The sequence below is a fragment of the Pseudophaeobacter flagellatus genome, from assembly GCF_021228235.1.
GTDB classification, from domain to species: Bacteria; Pseudomonadota; Alphaproteobacteria; order Rhodobacterales; family Rhodobacteraceae; genus Pseudophaeobacter; species Pseudophaeobacter flagellatus.
The window spans coordinates 54,893-76,678 of sequence record NZ_JAJQRG010000001.1 but is presented as its reverse complement, the minus strand read 5'-3'; the positions used below and the strand labels follow the sequence as shown (position 1 = coordinate 76,678).

The following is a 21,786-nucleotide window of genomic DNA, read 5'->3' as shown; positions in this document are numbered from 1 at the left end:
GCGCCGCCCCCGGTCTGCGCGCATCTGGGCGCGTTAATCTAGACAGAGACCTTCCCAGGCAACAAAAGCCCCGCACCCATCGTTCATGGGCACAGGGGCAAGTCGTTGTCAGGTTTGGGGGATTGCGGGGGCAGGCTTCGATATTCGCCCCCGCAGACCATCTGCTTGTTCGATCAGAACTTCGAGGTCAGGGTCAGGGCCAGATTGCGCCCTTCGCCAAAGTAGCAGGCCCCCGACTGACAGGTGGTTACATAGCGCTCATCCGTGAGGTTACGGACATTCAGCGCCACCAGCCAGTTGTCCCGCCCATAAGAAACTGCCGCATCATACAGCGTATAGGACGGGGTCAGATAGGTATTGGATCCCCCCCAGGCGGCCCCATTGTAGCGCGCACCTGCGCCCAGGTTCCAACCTGCCAAGGCCCCATCAACGGGTGCATAACTCAGCCAGAGCGAGGCGGCGTTCTGAGGCACCTGCGCGATATGATCACCATCGGCGTCTTCGGTATCGAGATAGGTATAGGCCAGGTTCACAGACAGATCGCCAAAGCGGTGGAAGGCTTCAAATTCAAAGCCCTTGGCGCTGGCCTCTCCGGTCTGCACCTGGAAACCCGGATTGGCGGCATCAGCAACCGTCATGTTAGATTTGGTCAGATCAAACACCGCAGCGGTCAGCAGGGTATCAGTGCCAACGGGTTGATATTTCAGACCCAGTTCGACCTGCTCGCCGCGGGTTGGTTCAAAGGGTCTGCCGTTGACATCCGCGCCAATTGCATCCTGACGGAAACTTTCCGCATAGCTGAGATAGGGCGCCAACCCATTGTCAAAGCGGTAGAGGACCGCCGCGTTCCCGGTCCAAGCGCTGTCTGTGGCAGCCACGGTTGTCGCCCCAAAACTGCCGTTGCTGGTGCCCGTCTCGATATCGCTATAGCGCAGCCCCAGATCCACAAACAAACGGTCCTGGAACACTGCGCGCTGCTGCACATACAGGCCCCATTCGGTGATGGTATTGCCTGCCGTGTCGGTCACTGTGATCGGGTTGTAGCCAGTGTAAGACGGGTTGAAGGGATCAATCGGCCCAACCTGCGCGCCGTACCCCGTATCGCTGTCATAATAGCCTTGGGTATAGCTGGCGCCGATGATGGTGCGCATCTCGGCCCCGCCAAGCGCGTATTCAGCGGTGGCATAGCTGTCCAGCCCCCAGGTTTTCAGCTCATTCTCGGCCCGGTAAAAGGTGCGATTGATGGTGCCATCGGGATTGTAGCGGCCAGTTCCAGTGTTATCAAAGGCCCACCAGGCGTGCTGATACAGCGCTTCACCTTCCAGATAGCGCGCGCTTGCGTTGACGCTCCATGTTGCGTTGAAACGGTGCTTGAACATCGCGGTCAAAGAACGCTGCTCGGAATTGTACATATCAAATCCGGGTTCACCGACAAAGGTGTCGCTGTCCAGGAAAGTGCCATTGCCAAAGCCTGTGGCAGGCAGCAGCGTGCCGTAGAGCGAGGCAAACTGGATCAGCGGACTGCCATCGTTTTTCTGATAATTGGCGAGGACTGTCAGCTCGGTATCATCATTCGGCCGCCAGGTGATCGAGGGCGCAAGCGCAAGGGCATCATCGGTTGAGAAATCAACCGGACCGTCTGAATCGCGCAGCAGACCGACAAAGCGATAGCGCAGCGTGCCGTCGGCGTTCAAATTGCCACTGACATCAACCCCCAACTGGGCGCGGCTGTTCGACCCGGCCTGCAGCTGAATCATGTTATCGCTATCCTGTGCGGCGGTTTTAGAGGTGGTATTGACCACCCCGCCCACAGAACCGCTGCCATAAAGCCCAGAGGCCGGACCTTTCAGCACTTCAACACTGTTCAGCAAAAATGGTTCGGGGCTGGTGTCATTGTAATTGCCATAGCGCGACGGCAGCCCATCATGCAGTGTGCTGGGCCTAAAGCCGCGCACCAGGGACCAGTTGGCGCGGGCATCCTGGCCCCACTGCCCGCCCAGAACGCCGGCCGAATACTGCAGCGCCTGTTCGACGTTTTGCGCACCACGTTCAGCGATCTGCTGGGCGGTGATCACCGCAACAGAGCGCGGCGTTTCGACAATCGCATCACCAGTCTTGGAGGTGCTGCCAGTGTCCAGCGCGACACTCTCGCCAAAATAGGCATCGGCACTATCGCCGGAAACAAGGATTTCTTCGAGTTGTACAACCTGGGAAATGGCTGGCGTGGCCGCCATCAAAGCCCAAAGTGATACGGTGGTTCGGTGCAAAAACATGTCAGGTTTCCGCCTCTTCTTGCGGTTTCGATTTTTGCCTGACATTTCGCTGGGTATCTGCGCGCTACCTCTTGACGTCGACCGGGTCAAGGCAGGTGCGCGCAAGGCGCTGCTATGTTGCCATTTCGCATCTAGCCCGCGCCCCCGATGGCAGCCTGTTCTGCCCTCGGGGGCGCAGGGAGCGTTCAGGAAATCTGGCGATCCTGATCCTGCCAGTAGGGTTTGCGTAGATCGGTCTTGAGCACCTTGTTTGCCCCCGACAGCGGGAAAGGTTCTTGCCGGAATTCAACACTGCGAGGACATTTGTAGCCGGCAATCAGCCCATGGCAATGGGCCTGCAGTTCCTCGGCGGTGACCCGCGCGCCAGGGTGCAGGATGACGATGGCATGCACGCTTTCGCCCCATTGGTTACTGGGGATGCCGATGACCGCGCTGGTGGCCACATCCGGGTGCTGGCTCAGGGCGTTTTCAACCTCGGCGGAATAGACATTTTCGCCGCCTGATACGATCATGTCCTTCACCCGGTCCATCAAGAAGACAAAGCCGTCTGCATCCATATAGCCGGCATCGCCCGTCATCACCCAGCCATCTATGATGGTTTTTGCCGTCACCTCGGGCTGGTTCCAATAGCCCAACATGGTAACCGGCCCCTTGACCGCGATCTGCCCGACCTCGCCAACGGGCAGGGGCTGATGCGTGTCATCAACAATGCGGATTTCACAGACCCGCGTTGCCCGCCCTGCCGATCGCAGCTTGCCCGCCTTTGGCCCGTCAAAGACGTGGTAATCCGTGGGCAGGATCGTCGCCACCGGGCTCAGCTCTGTCTGGCCAAAGGCCTGCAGGAAGGCCACATTCGGGAACTTTTCAAAGGCCTCTTTCAGCACTCCCTCGGTGATGGGGGATGCGCCATAAGCGATCTGGCGCAGTGAGGAAATATCGGTCTGCGCCAGTTTGTCGCTTTGCAGGATCATCTGCAACATGACCGGCACCAGCAGGGTCTGGTCGGGGCGGTGTTTCTCAATCGCCTCCAGCGCGGCCTCTGGGGTGAAGGCGGGGATCACCACATGGGTGCCCCCCATAAAGGTCAGCGCAGAAAACCAGATCAGATCGGCAATATGGAACATTGGGGCCGCATGAAGATAGATGGTGCCATCGGTCATGTTGATATCGTGGGCGTTGGACACGCCGCCCACATAGAAATTGGTATGCGACAGCATCACCCCCTTGGGAAAGCCAGTTGTGCCACCGGTATAAAACACCCCGGCCAGATCATCGCCACCGCGCCCTGCATCGGCCACAGGATCGGCTGCCGCGATCAGGTCTTCATAGTTTGCCATGCCTGCAGGCGTTGCCGCATCGCCGCAATAGATCAGGGTTTTCAAGCCAGGCACCTGCGGCTTTATCTCTTCGGCCAGCGTCTTGAAGGCCTCGTCACAGATCAGGATTTCGGCCCCGGCATCCTTTAGCGCATAAGCACATTCAGCGGCACTCCAGCGGATATTCATCGGCATCATGGCGCCGCCGCCCCAGACCACAGCGAAATAATACTCGATGAATCTGTCAGAGTTCAGCGAAACCAGCGCCACCCGGTCCCCCGGCTTCATCCCCTGGGCTTGCAAGGCCCCTGCCAGACGTTGGACCCGCTCCAACATCTCGCTCCAGCTTTGCTGACGCGCGCCAAATATCGTGGCAATCCCGTTTGGGTTGATCTGCGCGGCGCGCCGAAGGATGGAAGAGATCTGCATGATGCGAACTTTCGGTTAGTGATGCAATATTTGCGACAGATTGGGCGGAGGTCTCTAGCCCGTCAACGCCTTTGCTGGGCTCAATAAAGCGCCGCAGCCAAAGTGACGGCACGTCCTTTGCACAAGCCCGCGCAACTGGCGCATGCTTGCCCCTGCGAACAGCCACAACCCTAGGGAGGGATCAGGTGAAAACGATCACAGCCGAAAATGCCGCAATCGTCTCGGAACTGCGCGTAGCGGTGGGAGATGAAGTTGCGGTGGGCACGGTGTTGCTCGTCACTGAATTGATGAAGATGCAGCAGGATATCTGTGCGCCCTGCAGCGGCGTGGTGACCCAGGTGCATGTCAGCGCGGGCGATGAATTGCGCGGCGCAGACCCTCTGATCAGCCTTGCCCCCGCCGAGGTCCGCGCCGCGCCACCGCCCAGCCAGGACAATAGCCCGCGCGCAGATTTTGCCGCCTTTGAGGCGCGTATCTCCCTGCTGCGCGATGACAGCCGCCCCAAGGCCGTGACCCGGCGACATGCCAGCAGTGGCCGCACCGCACGCGAAAACATCGACGATCTATTCGATCCCGGCTCTTTCACCGAATATGGGGCCCTGGCAGTGGCGGCGCAGCGCAGCACTCGCGCGTTGGATGATTTGCAGGCCCGGACCCAAGGCGATGGCATCATCTGCGGCACTGGCACCATCGCGGGGCGCCCCGTTGCAGCAATGGCCGTTGACTACATGGTCATGGCCGGCACCCAGGGCTATAACCACCACCGCAAGATGGATCGTCTGATCGCGCTGGCCGGGCGGGACAATCTGCCCATCGTTCTGTTTGCCGAAGGCGGCGGCGGGCGACCCAATGATCATGATGTGGCACCGCTGGTGGTCGCCGGGCTGAACGTGCCCTCCTTTCGTCAGTTTGCCGCCCATCGCGGCCCCAAAATCGGCATCGCTTCGGGTCTGTGCTTTGCCGGCAATGCCGCCCTGTTTGGCGTCTGCGATCTGCGGATCGCCACCCGGAACAGCCAGATCGGCATGGGCGGCCCTGCCATGATCGAAGGCGGCGGCCTTGGCGTTTTCAAACCGCAAGAGATCGGCCCCTGCGACGTGCAGGCGGCAAACGGCGTAATCGATCTGCTGACAGCCGATGAAGCCGAGGCCGTCGCCCAAACCAAGACCCTGCTGTCCCTGCCAGTCTTGACCAAAACGCAGGTGGAAGATCCGCCGGTTGCTGCCCTGCGATCGGTGGTGCCAGCCGACCGTACCCGCGCCTATGATATGCGCGATGCCCTTGGCGCGCTACTTGACCCGGACACCTTGCTAGAGCTGCGCCGGGACTTTGGCACTGGGATGATCACCGGCTTTGGCCGCATCAATGGCCGCGCGGTTGGCTTCCTGGCCAATAACCCGCTGCATCTGGGCGGTGCCATCGACGCCCCTGCCACCGACAAAGGCGCGCGGTTCCTGCAGCTCTGCGACAGCTGGGGGCTGCCGGTTGTGACGCTTTGCGATACCCCCGGTTTCATGGTCGGCCCCGAGACCGAGGCCACCGGCCAGGTGGCGCATGTGTCGCGCCTGTTTCTGGCTGGGGCGCATTTCTCGCAACCGCTGGTCACCCTGATTCTGCGCAAGGCCTATGGGCTGGGGGCAATGGCCATGGCAGGCGGCGGGTTTGACCGACCGCATTACTGCTGTGCCTGGCCCAGCGGCGAAGTGGGTGCCATGGGGTTAGAGGGCGCGGTCAAACTGGGCCAGCGTGCCCATCTGGAGGCCATCCAGGACCCGGTGGCGCGCGAGGCGGAATACCGGCGTCTGGTTGATGCGCTTTATGAAAACGGCACGGCGCTGAATGCCGCCAGCCTGTTGGAATTTGATGCAGTGATTGATCCGGGCGAGAGCCGGGCCGAAATCAGTCGCGCCCTGGCCTGCGCCGGACCCTGCATCCCCGCACCGCGCTATGTCGATGCCTGGTAAACCGGGGCGCATCACCACAGGGCCAGGCGTTAGGTGGTGGCGACAATCCAGTCCGGCCGAATGCCCGACTTGGCAATATAGGGCGCAACATCATGGCCGCGAAACAGCCCATGATCGGTGATCAGGATGGTGCCGATCCCCGCTGCTGCGCCGCCCAGAACGTCGGTATGCAGGGTGTCCCCCACCATGGCGATCCGCGCGCGCGGCAGATCCCCCAACCGGGCCAGAGCCCTGTCAAAGGCATTGCCAAAAGGTTTGCCGAAAAAATCAGCCCGCCCGCCGGTGGCCTCGGTCACCTCATGGGCAAACAGGCCCGGTTCCAGCGACAGGCCCTCTTCGCGCGGGGCCACAAGATCAGGATTGGCCACCACCAGCGGCCGCGGGTTGTCGCGCAGCGCCTGGGTCAGCATCGCGGTGTTATCCGCGCTCCAACGGGCATTCGACAACAGTAGAATGCCCCCTGCCCGATGCAGCAAATCAGGATCATCCGACAGATGTTCAATCTGCACCCCCGCAGGGGCATCGCTGAAATCATCCTCTGGCGCGGCCGCCGCGCCCCAGACCAGCTCGGCAGGCAGTTGCGGCAGCCCGGCAAAGGCCACATCACGGCTCGACACCACCTCATCAGCGGTAAAATCGAACCCAAGCCGATGATATTTGGCCAGAACCTCGGCGCGGGTGTAACTGGCCGCATTGGTCAGAACCATCAGCCGCTTGCCTTGGGCGCGCAGGCTGGCCATGCGCTCTACCGCGCCTTCAATGGCGGTTTCACCACGGTTGAGCACGCCAAAAGCATCCAACACATAGGCATCGTAATCCGCGACCGTATCGCCCAGATCCCGCCCCTGCTGGCTGCTAAGCCCAAAGCGCGCCTGCGGCAGCAGGCCCCGCACGCTCTCATATCGGTCAAAGGCCCAATCTGTGTCGATCATCCTGCTCACGTCTTTCGTTGCCTGCTGTTTTGTTTGGTTTTGCCAGATCATCTGCCCCGGATCGGCCTGCAGGCACAAGCCCGCAAACGCATAAGGCCCGGCGGTGCGCATGATAGCGCACCGCCGGGCCCAGGGTCAGTTTGCGTCGCAGGTGATCACAGGATCTTTTTGCGCAGATAGGAAGAAACCACCTCGCCAAAGACCACCAGTGCCAGAATGGTCAGCAAGACCATAGAGACCTCGGGCCAGTTGAAGGTATCAATGGCACCTTGCAGGATCATGCCAATGCCGCCCGCGCCAACCAGGCCCAGCACGGTGGATTCCCGCAGGTTGATGTCCCAGCGCAGAATGGCCACCGCAAAGAAGGCCGGCATCACCTGCGGCACGATGGCATAGAGCACAATCTTGAACCGCGAGGCACCGCAGGCCTCTAGGGCCTCAACCGGTTTGTGGTCGATTTCCTCGATGGCTTCGCCCAGGAGTTTGCCCAGAAACCCGATAGAGCGGAACATGATCGCCACGATACCCGCCACGATGCCGGGGCCAAAGATCGCCACAAAAAGAAGCGCCCAGATGATGGTATTCACCGACCGAGACGACACCAGGATAAACCGGCCAATCCACAGGGCAACACGGTTGGGCGTGGTATTCTGCGCGGAAATATAGGCCACCGGTAAAGAGACAACCACCGCGACCATGGTCGCCAGGGTGGCGATATTCACGGTCTGCCAGATCGCTTCCAGGATTGAGGGCAGATTGCTGGGGTCTGGCGGCATCATGCGGCCAAACAAATCGCCCATCTGCCGGGGCGAATCCCAGACCCATTCCCAGATGACATCAATGCTGCCCAGCGCCCAGCCAACCAACAACAGGGTCAAGGCCAGACCGCCATAGCGCATCAGGCGCTGGCGCAGGGTGAAACGGGACCAGTGATCCAGTGTGTCTTGCAAAGGTTGAGTGCTCATCATGCAATCCGCTTCCTGACAAATCCGCTCACCGCTTCAGAGATGAGGATGACGCCAACGATGACCATGGTGATCGCCAGGGCAAAATCGTAGTCATAGCGACCAAAGGCATTGGCCAGCGTGGCACCAATGCCGCCCGCGCCCACAATGCCCACAACGGCCGAGGCCCGAAGGTTGCTGTCCAGCTGATAGATCCCCAGGCCCACAAGGCGCGGCATGATCTGCGGCAGCACCGCATAGACCAGCGTCGCAATGAAACCCGCCCCGGCAGAGCGCATCGCCTCTACCTGGCCAAAGTCGATCTCTTCGATCCGTTCGGCCAGCAGTTTGGCAACAAAACCGATGGAATAGACCACCAGCGTCAGCGCCCCGGCAAAGGGACCAAAGCCAACCGCCTTTACAAAGATGATCGCCACGATCACCGGGTGGAAACTGCGCGCCACGATGATGATGGCACGCCCCAGAAAATAAACTGGTTTGATGGCGATATTGCCCGCCGCCATAAAGGCCAGCGGCACCGAAAGCGCAACGCCGCCCACCGTGGCCAGGATGGCAATTTTCAGGCTTTCAAGAAAGCCGTCGATCAGCAGGCCAGAGCGTTCAAAATTGGGCGGGAAGGCACCGTTGAAAATCCGCTGCGCGCGGGTCATGCCATCGGCTACCCGGTCCCAGTCGATCGGCAAGGTGGCCAGGGTGGCGACAAAGTAAATCAATACCGCGCCGTACAGGCCATAGCGCAGCACCGGATTGGCGATAAAGGGCGGCTTGCGCCAGCAGTCTTTTGCTCCGCTCATGCCCCTGCTCCAACCGAGGCACCAACCGCGGCACGATCCATCGCCGGAACCCCGGCATAGATTTCGTCCATTTCTGCCGTGGTCAGCTTTTCTGGCAGATCGTCAAAGATAATCCGGCCGTAACGCATTCCGACGATGCGGTCGCTGTATTCCTTGGCCTCGGTCACGTTGTGGATATTGATGATCACCGGCAACTTCAGCTCGCTGGCCAGATCGCGCAGCAGCGACATGATCTGCTCCGATGTCTTGGGGTCAAGCGAAGCCGTGGGTTCATCCGCCAGCAGAATTTCTGGCCGTTGCATCAAAGCACGCACCACGCCAACCCGCTGACGTTCCCCGCCCGACAGCTCATCCGCGCGTTTGTTGGCATAATGGGCAATGCCAACCCGCTCCATCAGCTCATAGGCGTGGCGGATGTCGTCGCGTGGATAGCGCCGGGTCAGCGCCGACCAGGTCGAGATATAGCCCAGTCGGCCGGACTGGACATTTTCCATGACCGTGAGGCGGTCGATCAGGTTAAACCCCTGGAACACCATACCAATACGGCGGCGCGCGGCGCGCAGCTCCCGGCGGTTCAGGGTGGTGAATTCGGTGCCGTTCAGATCAATGGACCCAGAGGTCGGTTCAACCAGCCGGTTGATACAGCGCAACAGCGTGCTTTTGCCCGCCCCGGAAGAGCCAATGACAGAGGTCAGCTGGTCGCCCTCTACGGTCAGGTCCAGCTCTTTCAGCACAGGATCGCCGGATCCATAGTGTTTGGTCAGTTTGGAGATTTTTAGCATGATGGTCTTTCGGACAAGAGCCAGCCGCCCCCGCAAGGGGGATCCAAGCGGCGCAGAGTTGAAATGGCAAAAACGGGTAAAGGGGCGAAACAGGCCTGAGGCAGTGTCACCCGGTCGGCGCTGTCTTGGCCGACCGGGTGGATGGTTTGTGCAGGATTACTTCCCGGCAAGACCCTGTGGCGTGTATTCCACACCGTTGGATCCCTGGATCTGACGGATCACGGCCCACTGATCTTTGTAAGTGATCGGGATGAACTTGCTGACGCCTGCGAACTCATCGCCCAGCTTGGTGCCAGCGAAATCAAAGGTGAAGAAGGCTTCCTTGATCTTTTCAGCCAGCGCCGGGTCGAGGTTATGCGCAAGGTTGAAAGACGTCGTGGGGAAGGGGTCGCTTTCCCAGATCTTGCGTACATCAGCGGTGTCATAGAGACCGCGCTCCGCCATGCGGTCCACCACTTCCGACGCCACAGGTGCCGCGTCATAGTCGCCTGCTACCACGCCCAGCATCGACTGATCGTGCGAGCCGGAATAAACCACCTCATAATCCTTGTCTGGTTCGACACCCAGACCTGGGAACAGGGCGCGCGGCGCCTGGTTGCCAGAGTTGGAGGTGGGCGAAGTATGCGCCACCCGACGACCTGCCAGATCGGCAACGGTTTTGATGTCGCTATCGGCCTGGGTAAAGACCTGCAGCTTATAGCCAAACTGGCCGTCTTCCGCGCCCATGATGGCAAAGGGAACCGCGCCCGCAAGGTTCACCGCAAAGGGGGTCGGCCCGGTGGAGAAACCCGCAACATGCAGACGGCCAGAGCGCATGGCCTCGACCTCGGCGGAGTTGGACTGCACCGCAAAGAACTGAACGTCCTTGCCAGTGGTCTCCTCCAGATGCGTAATGAACGGTGCCCAGATATCGGCGTAAACCGCCGGATCTTCGACCGGTGTATAGGCAAAGACCAGGGTGTCCGGGTCGCTCAGCTTGGCGGGATCGGTGGGAGTGTCCGCAACCAGATCGCCATTAGCATCGCAATACAGCACATCAAGCGCGCCACGGGTTTCACAGTCTTCGGCAGCTGCTGCAGCGATTGCGCTCACTGACAGGATGCCCAGCGCCGTTACGGCACGGGTGATAAATTTCGTCATGGTGTCCTCCCTTTATACGCCGGACCCACCATGCGACGAAGCAAGCGGGATCCAACGCTGACGCCTCACGATAGAAGTGCGGCCACATCAGAGGCGAGGCGTCTTCTGTTAATGGAACAGCCGAAACCGCGGTTTCATGTTAACAGTATTACAATCGCTGCCGGATGGTCTTAATATTTGGCTGGATTTACGGCACTCAGGTAGAGGTGCCAGTTTACTGCGGCGCCAGAGGGGGCGCATCGTCACAGGAACGCCGGCAACAACAAAGGAAACGCGCAATGCAGGCAGACAGAGCCGAGCCGCTGATTGCCATTGTCGATGACGACGCCAATGTGCGCGACACGCTGTCTGCCCTGATGCATGAGAGCGGCTTTGATGCGGTCTGTTGCCCGGATATCCCTGCCTTTCTGGCGCTTGGTGATCCGCCGCAGGTGGATCTGGCGCTGATAGACCTGCGACTGCGCGGTGAAAGCGGCCTGACCCTGGCGATCCATATCCGCGAACGCTATGAGATCCCGATTGTGATGCTGACCGGTGTTGGTGATGAGATCGACAAGATCATCGGGCTGGAGACCGGCGCCGACGACTATATGATAAAGCCCTTCAACCCGCGCGAGCTGGTTGCCCGCATCCGCGCCGTGCTGCGCCGCTATGGCCATGGGACCACCAGGCCCAGCGCCGCCCCGGATCAGGAAATCGCCTTTGGCACCATGCGTCTGGACGTGCAATCACGCCGCCTGCTGGATGGTCGGGGTGAAGAAATCCCCCTGACCAATGCTGAATACCGCCTGCTGGAATATTTTGCCCAGCATCCCGACCGGGTGATCCCGCGTCCCGAACTGCTGGAAAAGCTGGGCTCTGACATGCAGCGCTATGTCGACCGCACCATTGATGTGCTGATCCTGCGCCTGCGCCGCAAGATCGAGGCGGTGCCTTCCAAGCCGGTGCATCTGCAGACCCGCCGTGCCCAGGGCTATATTTTCCAACTCTCGCCGGTCTGACCCTATGATGCCAGCCTTCCCCCGCCTTAGCGTCCGCTTTCGTCTCTCGGCAGCGATTGCCCTGCTTTTTGGCCTGATCCTGCTGGTCAGCCTGATTGGTATCCGGGTGTTAAACCGCACGGAATTCTGGATGAACGTTTTGCATCAGGACACCCTGGCAGAGGTCTCTGATGCGCTGGATCTATCGCGGGTCTCGGCGGATCTGGCGAGCTCGGCCCCGTTTCTCTATGCGCTGTTCCCGCCCTTTCAGCTGGAGCAAGAAGCCCAGAGCGTGCTGGAAAACCTGGAAAACATCGAAAAGCACGCGCGGGACGACCCGGAATTGGCCTTGCCTCTGGCGCGGCTGCGGCTGGCGATTGACGATCTGACCACGGCGCTGGTGCCACAGACCGCCCGCAAGGCCACCCTTACCGCGATTGATCGCGATCTGGTGCGGCTGAACCAGCGCATCCGCCGCCTGGCCCGCGATACAACCCGTCCACTGGCAGAACGCGAAGTCTGGGCCGGGCTGCAAGAGATGACCACCAGCGCACTAGGAGCCGGGCGGGCAAGCGCCCTGATCGAACTGGGCGATTTCAACCAACGCTATACCAAGGATCGCAGCTATATTGCGCAGCGTCTACGGCCCCCACACCAGGCGACCTTTGATGAAATTCAGGATGTTATCCAGCGCGACGACAGCCTGTTTGCCCTGAAACATCGCGAAATCGCCGCCCGGCTTGATGCCGAAAACGCGCTGTTTCGCATCCGCCAAGAGACCAGCCGGATCACCCGTTTTGCCGAAGGCAAGGTCGCTCAGGCAGAGGCCCGCCTATCACAGGCCCGCGCTGAGACCTCCGATAACCTTGGGATCGCCAAGAACACCTTTCTGGCTCTCACCCTGATGAGCCTGCTGGTGGCGGTGACCTCGTCGCTCTATGTCTCGCGCTATGTGGCGCGCAACCTGCACCGCATTGCCGATGCCATGCGCCGGTTGGCTGCCGGCAACCACAGTGCCGCCCTGCCTCGCGGCCCCAGCTCCGAAGATGAAATCGGTCAGCTGTTTGCCGCCTTTCGCGTCTTTCGTGAAAATGCCCGTAAGCTGGATCGACGCACCAACCAGATCCGCCACCAGAACGCCCTGTTTTCACGGGTGTTTCGTAATATCACAGACGGGGTGGCGATTGCCTCGGCGACCGGTTGGATTGAGGCGGAAAACGACAATCTGCGCCACTTGCTGCGGCTGGAACGGGCCGCCCCCGATGCGCATGACCGGATGCAGGATCTGATCGCGCAGTCTTCCTTTGTACGTCAGGCCAGCGCCGGAGAGCGCGGCGGCTTTGAGGAATATGTCGATCCCGCCGGCAATGTGCTGGAGATGCGCCATTCCCCCCTGCCCGATGGTGGCGTGGTCTGGTTGCTGTCGGAAACCACCGAACGCAAGAAGGTCGAGGAACGGTTGGAAGAAATCCGCCGGATCGAAACCCTGGGCAAGGTTTCGGGTGAAATCGCCCATGATTTTGGCAATATCCTATCGAGCATTTCCGGCAACCTACACCTGCTGGAGGGGGCGGATTCGCAACAGGCGCGCCATTTCCGCGCCCGCATCCGTTCAGCTGTGGATCTGGGCGTCTCCCTGACGGAACGGTTGCTGGCCTTTGCCCGCAAGCAGCATCTGGAACCCCAGGTGACAGATATCGGCCTGCTGATCGATGGCATGGTTGATCTGTTGGAAATCGCCCTGCCCAGCACCGTGACCATCCAGCTAGAGCGCAGCGACAGCCCGGTTCTGGCCCGCATTGATCCAGGCCAGCTGGAAAGTGCGGTGCTTAACCTCTGCGTCAATGCCGGTCAGGCGATCAGCGGGGCTGGGACCATCAGTCTGCGGGTGGATGAAAGCACAGATGGCGGCGCGCGGCTCACCATGCGCGACAGCGGTTCTGGCATGCCGCCAGAGGTGCTGCGGCGCGCAACAGAGCCGTTTTTCACCCATCGCGATGGTGGCAATGGCACCGGGCTCGGGCTGTCCATGGTGGATGGTTTTGTGCATCAATCCGGCGGTAGTCTGACCCTGACATCACGCACGGCCCCGCCCGAGCAGGGCACCACCGTCACCCTGTGCTTTCCGCCCCTGGCCGACGAAACTCCGCGCGCAGATCCGCTGCCAACACCGCGCAGCGCCCTGGTGGTGGATGACGACCCGGCCTATCTCGCCTCGACCGCCACCAGCCTAGAGGCTCTCGGCTATCAGGTGATCCGCGCGACCTCTTTTGCGGATGGCACCGCCCAGCTGCGCCAGCAGGATCAGCTCGATCTGATTGTCAGCGATCTCAACCTCGACAGCGGTGCCTCGGGATGGGAGATTTTGCAGCTTGGCCATCAGCTGTTTCCCGACTGCCAGCTGGCGCTGATGTCCACCCGCGAAACCAGCCGCACCCCCAAGGCTCTGGCGAATGCGCCGCACCTGACAAGGCTGACCAAACCTGTAAGCGACACCCGGATGCGCGATCTTGTTGCTGCGCGCTAGCCTCTGTTGCCAGAGGGGCGTAGTTCACGATCATAGGCGTAGCGCGCCTGATCCGGCTGGCCTGCGCTGATCCACCAAACCGCACGCCATCCGCGCGATCAAGCCAGGCGGCTGTTTCCACGTCGCAATTTCCACTGACCCAACAGCAAAGAGCCCCCTGCCGCGCTCGATGCCTTCAACTTAGCGACGCTCTGCTCCGGATCGCCCCCGGAAAACGCATGATCGCACGCGGCCCGGTGCGCATCCCCCCCAGAGAAAGTTGGTTTTCCCCACGACCGATATCTGCTACAAACACCGCGTTCACACAGTGTGGGCGCCGGTCGTAGCCAACCCGGCAAACAAAACATGGATCTGAAAAATGAAGACAATCGTTATCTGCTCAGGCGGTCTCGATTCGGTGTCTTTGGCGCATAAGGTTGCGGCAGAGCACGAATTGACAGGCCTGATTTCCTTTGATTATGGCCAGCGCCACAGCAAGGAAACCGACTTTGCCGCGCTCTGCGCCAAACGTCTGGATGCCCCCTTTGACTTGATCGACATGCGCCATATCGGTGCCCATCTGTCGGGCTCGGCCCTGACCGACGATGTAGATGTCCCCGACGGCCACTATGCCGAAGAAACCATGAAGGCCACCGTGGTGCCAAACCGCAATGCCATCATGCTTGCCATTGCCTTTGGCGTGGCGGCGGCCAAACAGGCCGATGCGGTGGCCACCGCCGTCCACGGGGGGGATCACTTCATCTACCCCGATTGCCGCCCCGAGTTCACCGAGGCCTTTGAGGCAATGCAGGCCAAGGCTCTGGATGGCTATGCCGATGTCAAACTTTATACGCCATTTGTGCATGTCCCCAAATCAGCCATCGTAACCGAAGGCGCCCGGCACGGCACGCCCTTTGCTGAAACCTGGTCCTGCTACAAGGGCGGCAGCGATCACTGTGGACGTTGCGGCACCTGTGTCGAACGGCGCGAAGCCTTCCATATCGCCGGGATCACGGATCCCACCACCTACAGCGATCCAGACTACTGGAAATCCGTGGTGGGGGCCGCTTGATGTACCGGATCACCAAAGAGTTCCACTTTTCCGCCAGCCACCAGCTTTGTGCCCTGCATCAGGACCACCCCTGCGCCCGCCTGCATGGGCACAACTATATTGTCGAGGTGGAATTGGCAGCACCAGAGCTGGATGAGCATGGCTTTGTTCTCGACTACCGCGAGCTGAAACCGCTGAAGGCCTGGATCGACGACGCACTGGATCACCGCCATCTGAACGAGGTCTTCGACCACGATATGGTCACCTCGGAATATCTGGCCAAGGCAATCTTCGATTTCTGCCGGGCACGCTGGCCACAAACCAGCGCCGTGCGGATCAGCGAGACCCCCAAAACCTGGGCCGAGTACCGCCCATGAAGCCGCTACGTATCGCAGAGATATTTGGCCCCACCATACAGGGGGAAGGCGCCGTCATCGGGGTTCCCACCGTCTTTGTGCGGGCGGGTGGATGTGACTATCGCTGCAGCTGGTGTGATAGCCTGCATGCGGTGGACAACAAGTTCCGCCATGACTGGAAAGCCATGAGCCCATCAGAGGTTTTTGCTGCGGTAGAGCGCCTGTCCGGAGGGGTGCCGCTGGCCGTCTCTCTATCCGGTGGCAACCCGGCAATTCAGGACTTTGCACCGCTGATCGAACTGGGGCGGGCCAAGGGCTACAGCTTTGTGATGGAAACCCAGGGATCCATTGCGCAGGATTGGTTCAGCGCGCTGTCCACATTGATCCTAAGCCCAAAGCCGCCCTCCTCGGGCGAGACGGTTGATTGGGCCAGGTTCGACGCCTGCATCGCAGCTGCGCAAGACAGGCAAACCGTGATGAAAATCGTGATCTTTGACGAGATCGATTATGCCTGGGCACGCGGCGTCGCCGCGGAATACCCCCGCCTGCCGCTCTATCTGCAACCGGGCAATCATACCCCCCCGCCCCCCGAGGCAGAAGATGCCGAAATCGACATGGATGGCATCATGGACCGCTACGAATGGTTGATCGATAAAACTCTGGGGGATCGCTGGTACACCCCTACCATCCTGCCACAGCTGCATGTGCTCGTCTGGGGCAACAAACGCGGCGTTTGAAGGACTAAAACAATGGAAAACAAAGACATCTATGCAAACCTGACCCAGCTTGGCGGCAAGACCGAGCTGCCCGGCTCGCCAGAAGAGGCGGTGCTGGAACGCGTTCCCAACCCCCAGGCCGGAACCGACTACGCGGTGCGCTTTACAGCGCCTGAATTCACCTCACTCTGCCCGATGACCGGGCAACCGGATTTTGCCCATATCGTGCTGGACTACGTGCCCGGTGACTGGCTTGTGGAAAGCAAATCGCTGAAGCTCTTTCTTGGCGCGTTCCGCAATCATGGCGCCTTTCACGAAGACTGCACCGTCACCATTGGCAAGCGGCTCGTGGATTTGCTGAGCCCCAAGTGGCTGCGTGTCGGGGGCTACTGGTATCCGCGTGGTGGCATTCCCATTGATATTTTCTACCAGACAGGCGCGCAGCCTGCGACTGTCTGGATCCCGGATCAGGGCGTACCGACATATCGTGGTCGCGGATGATTACAGCCGGAGCAGTGATATTGCATAATTGACGCACCGGCTGGGACGATAGAAGAGGCCACGCCGCTTGCGGCAGCGCAGGCGGCTGGCATATCCGCGACTGATGCCAACCCGTTTGCAATGCTGCATCAACACGACGTCGCAGCAAAGCTGAACGAACAATTGCAGCGCCTCGCCCGCAATCCGGTCAGTGAGCTTTCGCTGTGATTGCGCCGACCTCTGCTTTCCGTACAGGTCAAAAATGGCGGATATTGGCACATGGGGTCTGGCAACAGGTTATTGCCCATCGCGCGGCACTGACTTAGGTGTTCTTTTGCCACTGGTCTTTCGGAGTTCGCCAGAGCATTGTTCCCTGAAATCAGGAAAGGTTTGAACACCAAGTGACCGAGAAGAGCGACATTGAGAGCATGATCTTGCAGGTGGGTCTTGGTGACCGTGCTGCATTTTCTGCGCTCTATGATGCAACTTCTGCGAAACTTTTTGGCGTGTGCCTGCGTGTATTGAACAATAGGGCCGAAGCCGAAGACGCGCTCCAGAACGTATTTGTGAAGGTCTGGCAGAAGGCCAGTCTTTATAGTGCGAACGGATATAGCCCGATGACCTGGCTGATTACCTTGGCCCGCAATACGGCAATCGACAAGCTACGCACCCGGCGGGACGGCCATGTGGATATCGACGATGTCCACGATCTCTCTGACGGGGCGCCGACGCCCGAGGCAGAGGCTGTCGCCTCGTCCGAGCGCGCGCAGTTGAACCGATGCCTGCAAGAGCTGGAGGCACAGAAATCAGAGGCTGTGCGTCGCGCTTATCTGGACGGTGACAGCTACCAGGACCTAGCGGTACGATACGATGTGCCGCTCAATACAATGCGTACATGGCTGCGACGCAGCCTTTTGAAACTGAGGGAATGCCTAAGCCGATGAGCCCGGAAGAAGACCATAGCGACGATACCGCCCTTGCGGGCGAGTATGTGCTGCATCTTCTTGATGATGCCGAGCGCGCAGCGTTCGAGCAGCGTATGGCTGTTGAGCCGGCCCTGCGCGATCTGGTGCGCGATTGGGACGAACAGTTTTCCCTCATGACGCAGGATATTGCACCTGTTACGCCACCAGCCGCTGTGAAAGCCCGGCTGCAAAACTCGCTCTTTTCGGACAACACAGCGCCACGCAGCCGCTGGTGGGGCTGGCTGATGGGCGGTGTCGCTGCTGCTGGCATTGGTATCGGGGCCATTCTGTTGGTGCCTAACCTTATCCCGGATGCCGGTCCCGACCCGACATACACGGCAAGTATTGCTGCTGAAGACGGCTCGCTTATTGTTGCTGCGCGCTTCATTGCCGAAACGAACACACTTCAGGTGTCGCGCCAAACCGGGAACGCCCTACCGGGGCGCGTACTGGAATTGTGGCTGATTGCAGACGGCGCGGATGCGCCGGTGTCACTGGGCGTTCTGCCTGACGATCTCGAGGCACGCATCAAAGTGCCAAGCGCCCTGGCGACGCAAATGGCCAAGGCGGTGCTGGCCATCAGTGACGAGCCAGTCGGAGGCTCGCCCACGGGTGCACCGACGGGTGCGGTACTTGCGGTTGGATCTGTGGCTGACGCCTAGGCATCTGCCCTAAAACAGGGTTTCGAAAAAACTCAAAAAACTTTGAAACTTTATCTCGGAACGCCCCGTGTCTCCTTCATCGCCGGCCCACAAAGGGCCAACGCAACGAAGGAGACTACCCATGACTATCAAGACATTCATTGCCGCTTCCACTGCTGCTCTGGCGCTTGGCACCGCTGCATTTGCTGACAACCCAACCGTTGGCGGCGCGCCGATGCTGGAAAATCGCAATATCATTGAAAATGCCGTGAACTCCCCCATCCACACGACGCTTGTCGCGGCTGTGAAGGCCGCTGATCTGGTGGACACGTTGCAAGGCGAAGGCCCCTTCACAGTATTCGCCCCGGTTAACGATGCATTCGCGGCGCTGCCCGCCGGCACGGTCGAAACACTGCTGAAGCCCGAAAACAAGGGAATGCTGCAAAAGGTCCTGACGGCGCATGTTGTGGCCGGTGACTGGTCGGCCGCCGATATCGTTTCCGCAGCGCGCGCCAGCAGCGATGGGTTCTACCACTTCAACGCCGTGTCCGGTGATGCGCTTTCGGCACAGGTGAAGGGCAGCAATGTCTACCTCATCGATGAAAACGGCAATGCCAGCAAGGTCATCGTTGCTGATGTCGATCAATCCAATGGCGTGATCCACGTCGTCAATAGCGTGCTTGTTCCCAAGTAATTCCGCGCGTTCGCTCCCCCCTCCGCTTCGGCGGAGGGGCACGTCCAATTGAAAGGAGACTTCCAAATGAACCGCCGTACGCTTCTGACCGGGATCATTGCCTTTGCCGGAACCCGTCTTCACGCCCAGGAAGGACCCTTTGAGATCACCCGAACGCAGGTCGAGTGGCGCGCCATGCTGACAAATGCGGAATACGCCGTCATGCGGGAGGAAGAGACCGAGCCCCCTTATTCCAGCCCGCTGCTTACCCTGACGCGCGCGGGAACATACCATTGCAAGGGCTGCGATCTGCCAGTCTATTCCTCGCAGCACAAATACGACAGTGAAACCGGCTGGCCCAGCTTCTGGAAAAGCTTGCCCGGGGCTGTGCGTACCAAGCCGGACAACAGCCTGTTTGCCACCCGCACCGAGGTCCATTGCAGGCGCTGCGGATCACATCTGGGACATATCTTCGACGACGGGCCGGCCCCCACCGGCAAACGCCACTGTCTCAATGGTGTCAGCCTGACATTCAAAACCTGAAACAAACATGCGCCGTGCGACCAGCGCTGCGCGATCCCGAACGGGATTCATGAAAGGAAACCTCATGCTACGCTCTACATCCCTCACCGCTGCCATCGCCCTGCTCGCCGTCCCCGCCTTTGCGGATAGCCATGCAGGCACCATGGGCTATATGCTGTCCGCCGATGGCACAGGCCTGACGATCATCGATAGCATCTCGACCCCCGAAGAGGCACGCATGGTGGAGCTGTCCACGCCGGTCCGGTCCATCGCGTGGCGTCCTGTCACCGGCGACCTCATCGGCTATGCAGATGGTATGATAGTGACCATCGACACAGTAACCGGCAAAACCATGGATCAGGGCGCAACCTTCATGAACGACGCCATGATCGCGGACGATGCGGTGGTTGCGTTTGATTTCAACAACAAGATCGACGCCGTGCGCGCCGTCTCATCGATGAGCGATAACCTCGTCTACTTCCCGACCGACTTTGGCGGTGACAAGGCCAATTCCGTTCGGCGCTTTACCGATCTGTTCTACGCCGCAGGCGACATGTTCGAAAGCGAGAAGCCGTTGATCTTTGCCAATGCCTACACCAACGCGATCAACAGTGCGAAGGCCAGCGGCACGTTCCAATACGCCCTGGATGCGCGCACCAATGCGCTGGTGAGCTTGGCGAACAACGCAGGGACGCTTGAGACGATCGGTCTTGTGACCATCAACGGCGAACCGGCCGATATCCTACCCGTCGGCGGGTTCGACATCGTCTCACCCGAGGAAGGCAGCGATGCCGCCTATGCCGTGCTTCAGATTGATGGACAGGACAGCGCAGGACTGTATGCCATCGACTTGATGACGGGCGCCGCAACACTTCTGTCGGATTTGGGGACCGCAGAGGTTTCCAGCTTTGCAGCGTCATCCGGAATGTGACCTGCCAATCGTTCGTAACGAGTAACAGGCGGCGCTCTTTTGAGTGCCGCCTTTTTCTATTCATCCACGCAGTCCAGCGCTTCACGCTTCGGGGCGCGATAACAAGGCGCACTCTGCAAAGAACTTAACAGGCGGTTATGCTGCTTTCGAAGATCAGTGGTTTACTTTAGCACTGCGGCATACTTTCAGGACTGGTCCTACAGCCCCTCAGTTTGCTCTTCACAAGGGCCAAGCATTTAGTGAAATTCATAATCCTTGCGCATTCCGCGCAGCACAAAGTATTGCCTTGCCGTTTCCTCCATCTGGCAAAACGCGGAAGCAGCGGAGGCACGAGACCCAAAAGGCTTGGCAAGCGCCACGGCATTTGCGCAGCGCGCATCACGGTAAACAATCCAAGACCGTTGCATGCCACGCAACGTATTAACCAACACCCCCGTCTCCCACCCACTATCCGAACTTTCGAGATCATGAGCAAGGGACATCAAATCCCGGTAGGCTTCGTTCAGAAAGTCATCCCAAACTGCAGCTTCCGCTTCGTAGCAAGCGCCGAGAACCATGTTTGGCCCACCGCCATTTCTGAAAATGCAATCATAGGCTTCGCGCCCCACACAAAGCATCGGGTCGTCCACAATGGGAAAACAGCGGTCAATCAAGTGTGGATCAATTTTGAAATCCTGTGCGAAGACAGGTGTCGCGCAAATTGCATATAATATTGCAATAATTAGTCGCATGTTCTCGTATACTCCAAATTCGGTCGTATAGCCCCTTGTGAATGCATAGATTCTGATATTTGTAATTCACTGGTTTTTAATCGCCCTTTTGAAAAGTAGATGTTTAGACGTTCTGGCAGCGTGCTTGCCAAGATCGGGTGATCATGCTCTATGCTTCTACATGACATCTATTGCGCTCCTACCTCCAATCATAATGCTAATTGTTGCGGCCATTTGCCTATTGGGGGCTCTCTTTCCGTCTTCGCTGACGCGCCTGCTATTGGTTGCAACCGGATGCATGCTGCTAGTATTCACGGCCTGGTATGTTGCCGTCTTTATCCTAGGCATTTAGAGACAACCCAAAAGGGACCATGCAGATTGAATAGAAGACGGGCAAATCCCGCATCTCTTCCGTTCCAGCTTGATTTGATGCTGCCTGTGCAGCGAAGGCCAGCTTTTTCCAGTGCCTATGCGGCAACGATCGTCCGTCATGTCGCCAGATCCCACGACTTTGCAAATGGTGTTTTATGCGCAGGTCGTCCAAAACAAGCGCCGAGCACGGCCATTCGCCGCGGTCCAAACTGGCCGAGTTCCGGCAGTCAACCGGCCCAGCTTCATTCGGCACTTCGCCGCGCCGCAAGAAATCTCCGGACCCGAATT

General features: G+C 59.6%; 20 protein-coding genes. 12 read left to right on the top strand and 8 right to left on the bottom strand.

The window, feature by feature from the left end; translation table 11 throughout:
- Nucleotides 1-173: 173 nt before the first annotated feature.
- Nucleotides 174-2,273, bottom strand: coding sequence for a TonB-dependent siderophore receptor (locus LRK71_RS00350; RefSeq protein ID WP_232400299.1), 2,100 nt, complete (start codon nucleotides 2,271-2,273; stop codon nucleotides 174-176).
- 185 nt (nucleotides 2,274-2,458) lie between these two features.
- Nucleotides 2,459-4,018, bottom strand: a complete 1,560-nt coding sequence (locus LRK71_RS00345) for an acyl-CoA synthetase (protein WP_232400298.1) — start codon at nucleotides 4,016-4,018, stop codon at nucleotides 2,459-2,461.
- Nucleotides 4,019-4,203: 185 nt separating this feature from the next.
- Here LRK71_RS00345 and LRK71_RS00340 point away from each other — a divergent pair, with 185 nt between their 5' ends.
- Nucleotides 4,204-5,982 (top strand): carboxyl transferase domain-containing protein, encoded by a 1,779-nt coding sequence (locus LRK71_RS00340; protein ID WP_232400297.1) that lies wholly within the window; start codon nucleotides 4,204-4,206, stop codon nucleotides 5,980-5,982.
- Nucleotides 5,983-6,011: 29 nt separating this feature from the next.
- Here the strand turns inward: LRK71_RS00340 and LRK71_RS00335 are convergent, their stop codons facing one another.
- The 5 genes from LRK71_RS00335 to phnD form a co-directional block, all read right to left on the bottom strand.
- Nucleotides 6,012-6,914, bottom strand: a complete 903-nt coding sequence (locus tag LRK71_RS00335; protein ID WP_232400296.1) for an HAD-IIA family hydrolase — start codon at nucleotides 6,912-6,914, stop codon at nucleotides 6,012-6,014.
- A gap of 155 nt (nucleotides 6,915-7,069) precedes the next feature.
- Entirely contained in the window at nucleotides 7,070-7,882 is an 813-nt protein-coding gene (gene phnE, locus LRK71_RS00330; protein WP_408635955.1) for a phosphonate ABC transporter, permease protein PhnE, read from the bottom strand.
- Entirely contained in the window at nucleotides 7,879-8,673 is a 795-nt protein-coding gene (gene phnE / locus LRK71_RS00325) for a phosphonate ABC transporter, permease protein PhnE (protein WP_232400293.1), read from the bottom strand. The genes phnE (LRK71_RS00330) and phnE (LRK71_RS00325) overlap by 4 nt, the downstream gene beginning before the upstream one ends.
- Nucleotides 8,670-9,455: a phosphonate ABC transporter ATP-binding protein gene (gene phnC, locus LRK71_RS00320; protein ID WP_232400292.1), complete on the bottom strand. Its 786-nt coding sequence runs from the start codon at nucleotides 9,453-9,455 to the stop codon at nucleotides 8,670-8,672. The genes phnE (LRK71_RS00325) and phnC overlap by 4 nt, the downstream gene beginning before the upstream one ends.
- 156 nt (nucleotides 9,456-9,611) lie before the next feature.
- Entirely contained in the window at nucleotides 9,612-10,595 is a 984-nt protein-coding gene (gene phnD, locus LRK71_RS00315; protein ID WP_232400291.1) for a phosphate/phosphite/phosphonate ABC transporter substrate-binding protein, read from the bottom strand.
- A gap of 278 nt (nucleotides 10,596-10,873) precedes the next feature.
- Between phnD and LRK71_RS00310 the strand changes: the two genes are divergently transcribed.
- From LRK71_RS00310 to LRK71_RS00260, 11 genes are all read left to right on the top strand, one after another.
- A complete protein-coding gene (locus LRK71_RS00310) occupies nucleotides 10,874-11,596 on the top strand; it encodes a winged helix-turn-helix domain-containing protein (protein WP_232400290.1) in 723 nt (240 codons plus the stop codon).
- Nucleotides 11,597-11,603: 7 nt separating this feature from the next.
- A complete protein-coding gene (locus tag LRK71_RS00305; RefSeq protein ID WP_232400289.1) occupies nucleotides 11,604-14,102 on the top strand; it encodes an ATP-binding protein in 2,499 nt (832 codons plus the stop codon).
- 358 nt (nucleotides 14,103-14,460) lie between these two features.
- On the top strand, nucleotides 14,461-15,153 hold the full coding sequence (gene queC / locus LRK71_RS00300) for a 7-cyano-7-deazaguanine synthase QueC (protein WP_232400288.1): 693 nt from the start codon (nucleotides 14,461-14,463) through the stop codon (nucleotides 15,151-15,153).
- On the top strand, nucleotides 15,153-15,509 hold the full coding sequence (gene queD / locus LRK71_RS00295) for a 6-carboxytetrahydropterin synthase QueD (protein ID WP_232400287.1): 357 nt from the start codon (nucleotides 15,153-15,155) through the stop codon (nucleotides 15,507-15,509). Before queC ends, queD begins: the two co-directional genes overlap by 1 nt.
- On the top strand, nucleotides 15,506-16,225 hold the full coding sequence (gene queE, locus LRK71_RS00290; RefSeq protein WP_232400286.1) for a 7-carboxy-7-deazaguanine synthase QueE: 720 nt from the start codon (nucleotides 15,506-15,508) through the stop codon (nucleotides 16,223-16,225). Before queD ends, queE begins: the two co-directional genes overlap by 4 nt.
- A gap of 12 nt (nucleotides 16,226-16,237) precedes the next feature.
- Nucleotides 16,238-16,705, top strand: a complete 468-nt coding sequence (gene queF / locus LRK71_RS00285) for a preQ(1) synthase (protein ID WP_232400285.1) — start codon at nucleotides 16,238-16,240, stop codon at nucleotides 16,703-16,705.
- 407 nt (nucleotides 16,706-17,112) lie between these two features.
- Nucleotides 17,113-17,628, top strand: coding sequence for a sigma-70 family RNA polymerase sigma factor (locus LRK71_RS00280; RefSeq protein ID WP_232401106.1), 516 nt, complete (start codon nucleotides 17,113-17,115; stop codon nucleotides 17,626-17,628).
- Nucleotides 17,625-18,311 (top strand): anti-sigma factor, encoded by a 687-nt coding sequence (locus LRK71_RS00275; protein WP_232400284.1) that lies wholly within the window; start codon nucleotides 17,625-17,627, stop codon nucleotides 18,309-18,311. The genes LRK71_RS00280 and LRK71_RS00275 overlap by 4 nt, the downstream gene beginning before the upstream one ends.
- A gap of 121 nt (nucleotides 18,312-18,432) precedes the next feature.
- Nucleotides 18,433-18,984: a fasciclin domain-containing protein gene (locus LRK71_RS00270; protein ID WP_232400283.1), complete on the top strand. Its 552-nt coding sequence runs from the start codon at nucleotides 18,433-18,435 to the stop codon at nucleotides 18,982-18,984.
- 66 nt (nucleotides 18,985-19,050) lie between these two features.
- Nucleotides 19,051-19,506: a peptide-methionine (R)-S-oxide reductase MsrB gene (gene msrB / locus LRK71_RS00265; RefSeq protein WP_232400282.1), complete on the top strand. Its 456-nt coding sequence runs from the start codon at nucleotides 19,051-19,053 to the stop codon at nucleotides 19,504-19,506.
- Nucleotides 19,507-19,570: 64 nt separating this feature from the next.
- Nucleotides 19,571-20,416 (top strand): DUF4394 domain-containing protein, encoded by an 846-nt coding sequence (locus LRK71_RS00260; protein WP_232400281.1) that lies wholly within the window; start codon nucleotides 19,571-19,573, stop codon nucleotides 20,414-20,416.
- A 236-nt stretch (nucleotides 20,417-20,652) separates the two neighbouring features.
- Here the strand turns inward: LRK71_RS00260 and LRK71_RS00255 are convergent, their stop codons facing one another.
- Nucleotides 20,653-21,147: a lysozyme inhibitor LprI family protein gene (locus LRK71_RS00255; protein ID WP_232400280.1), complete on the bottom strand. Its 495-nt coding sequence runs from the start codon at nucleotides 21,145-21,147 to the stop codon at nucleotides 20,653-20,655.
- Between the last annotated feature and the right edge of the window lie 639 nt (nucleotides 21,148-21,786).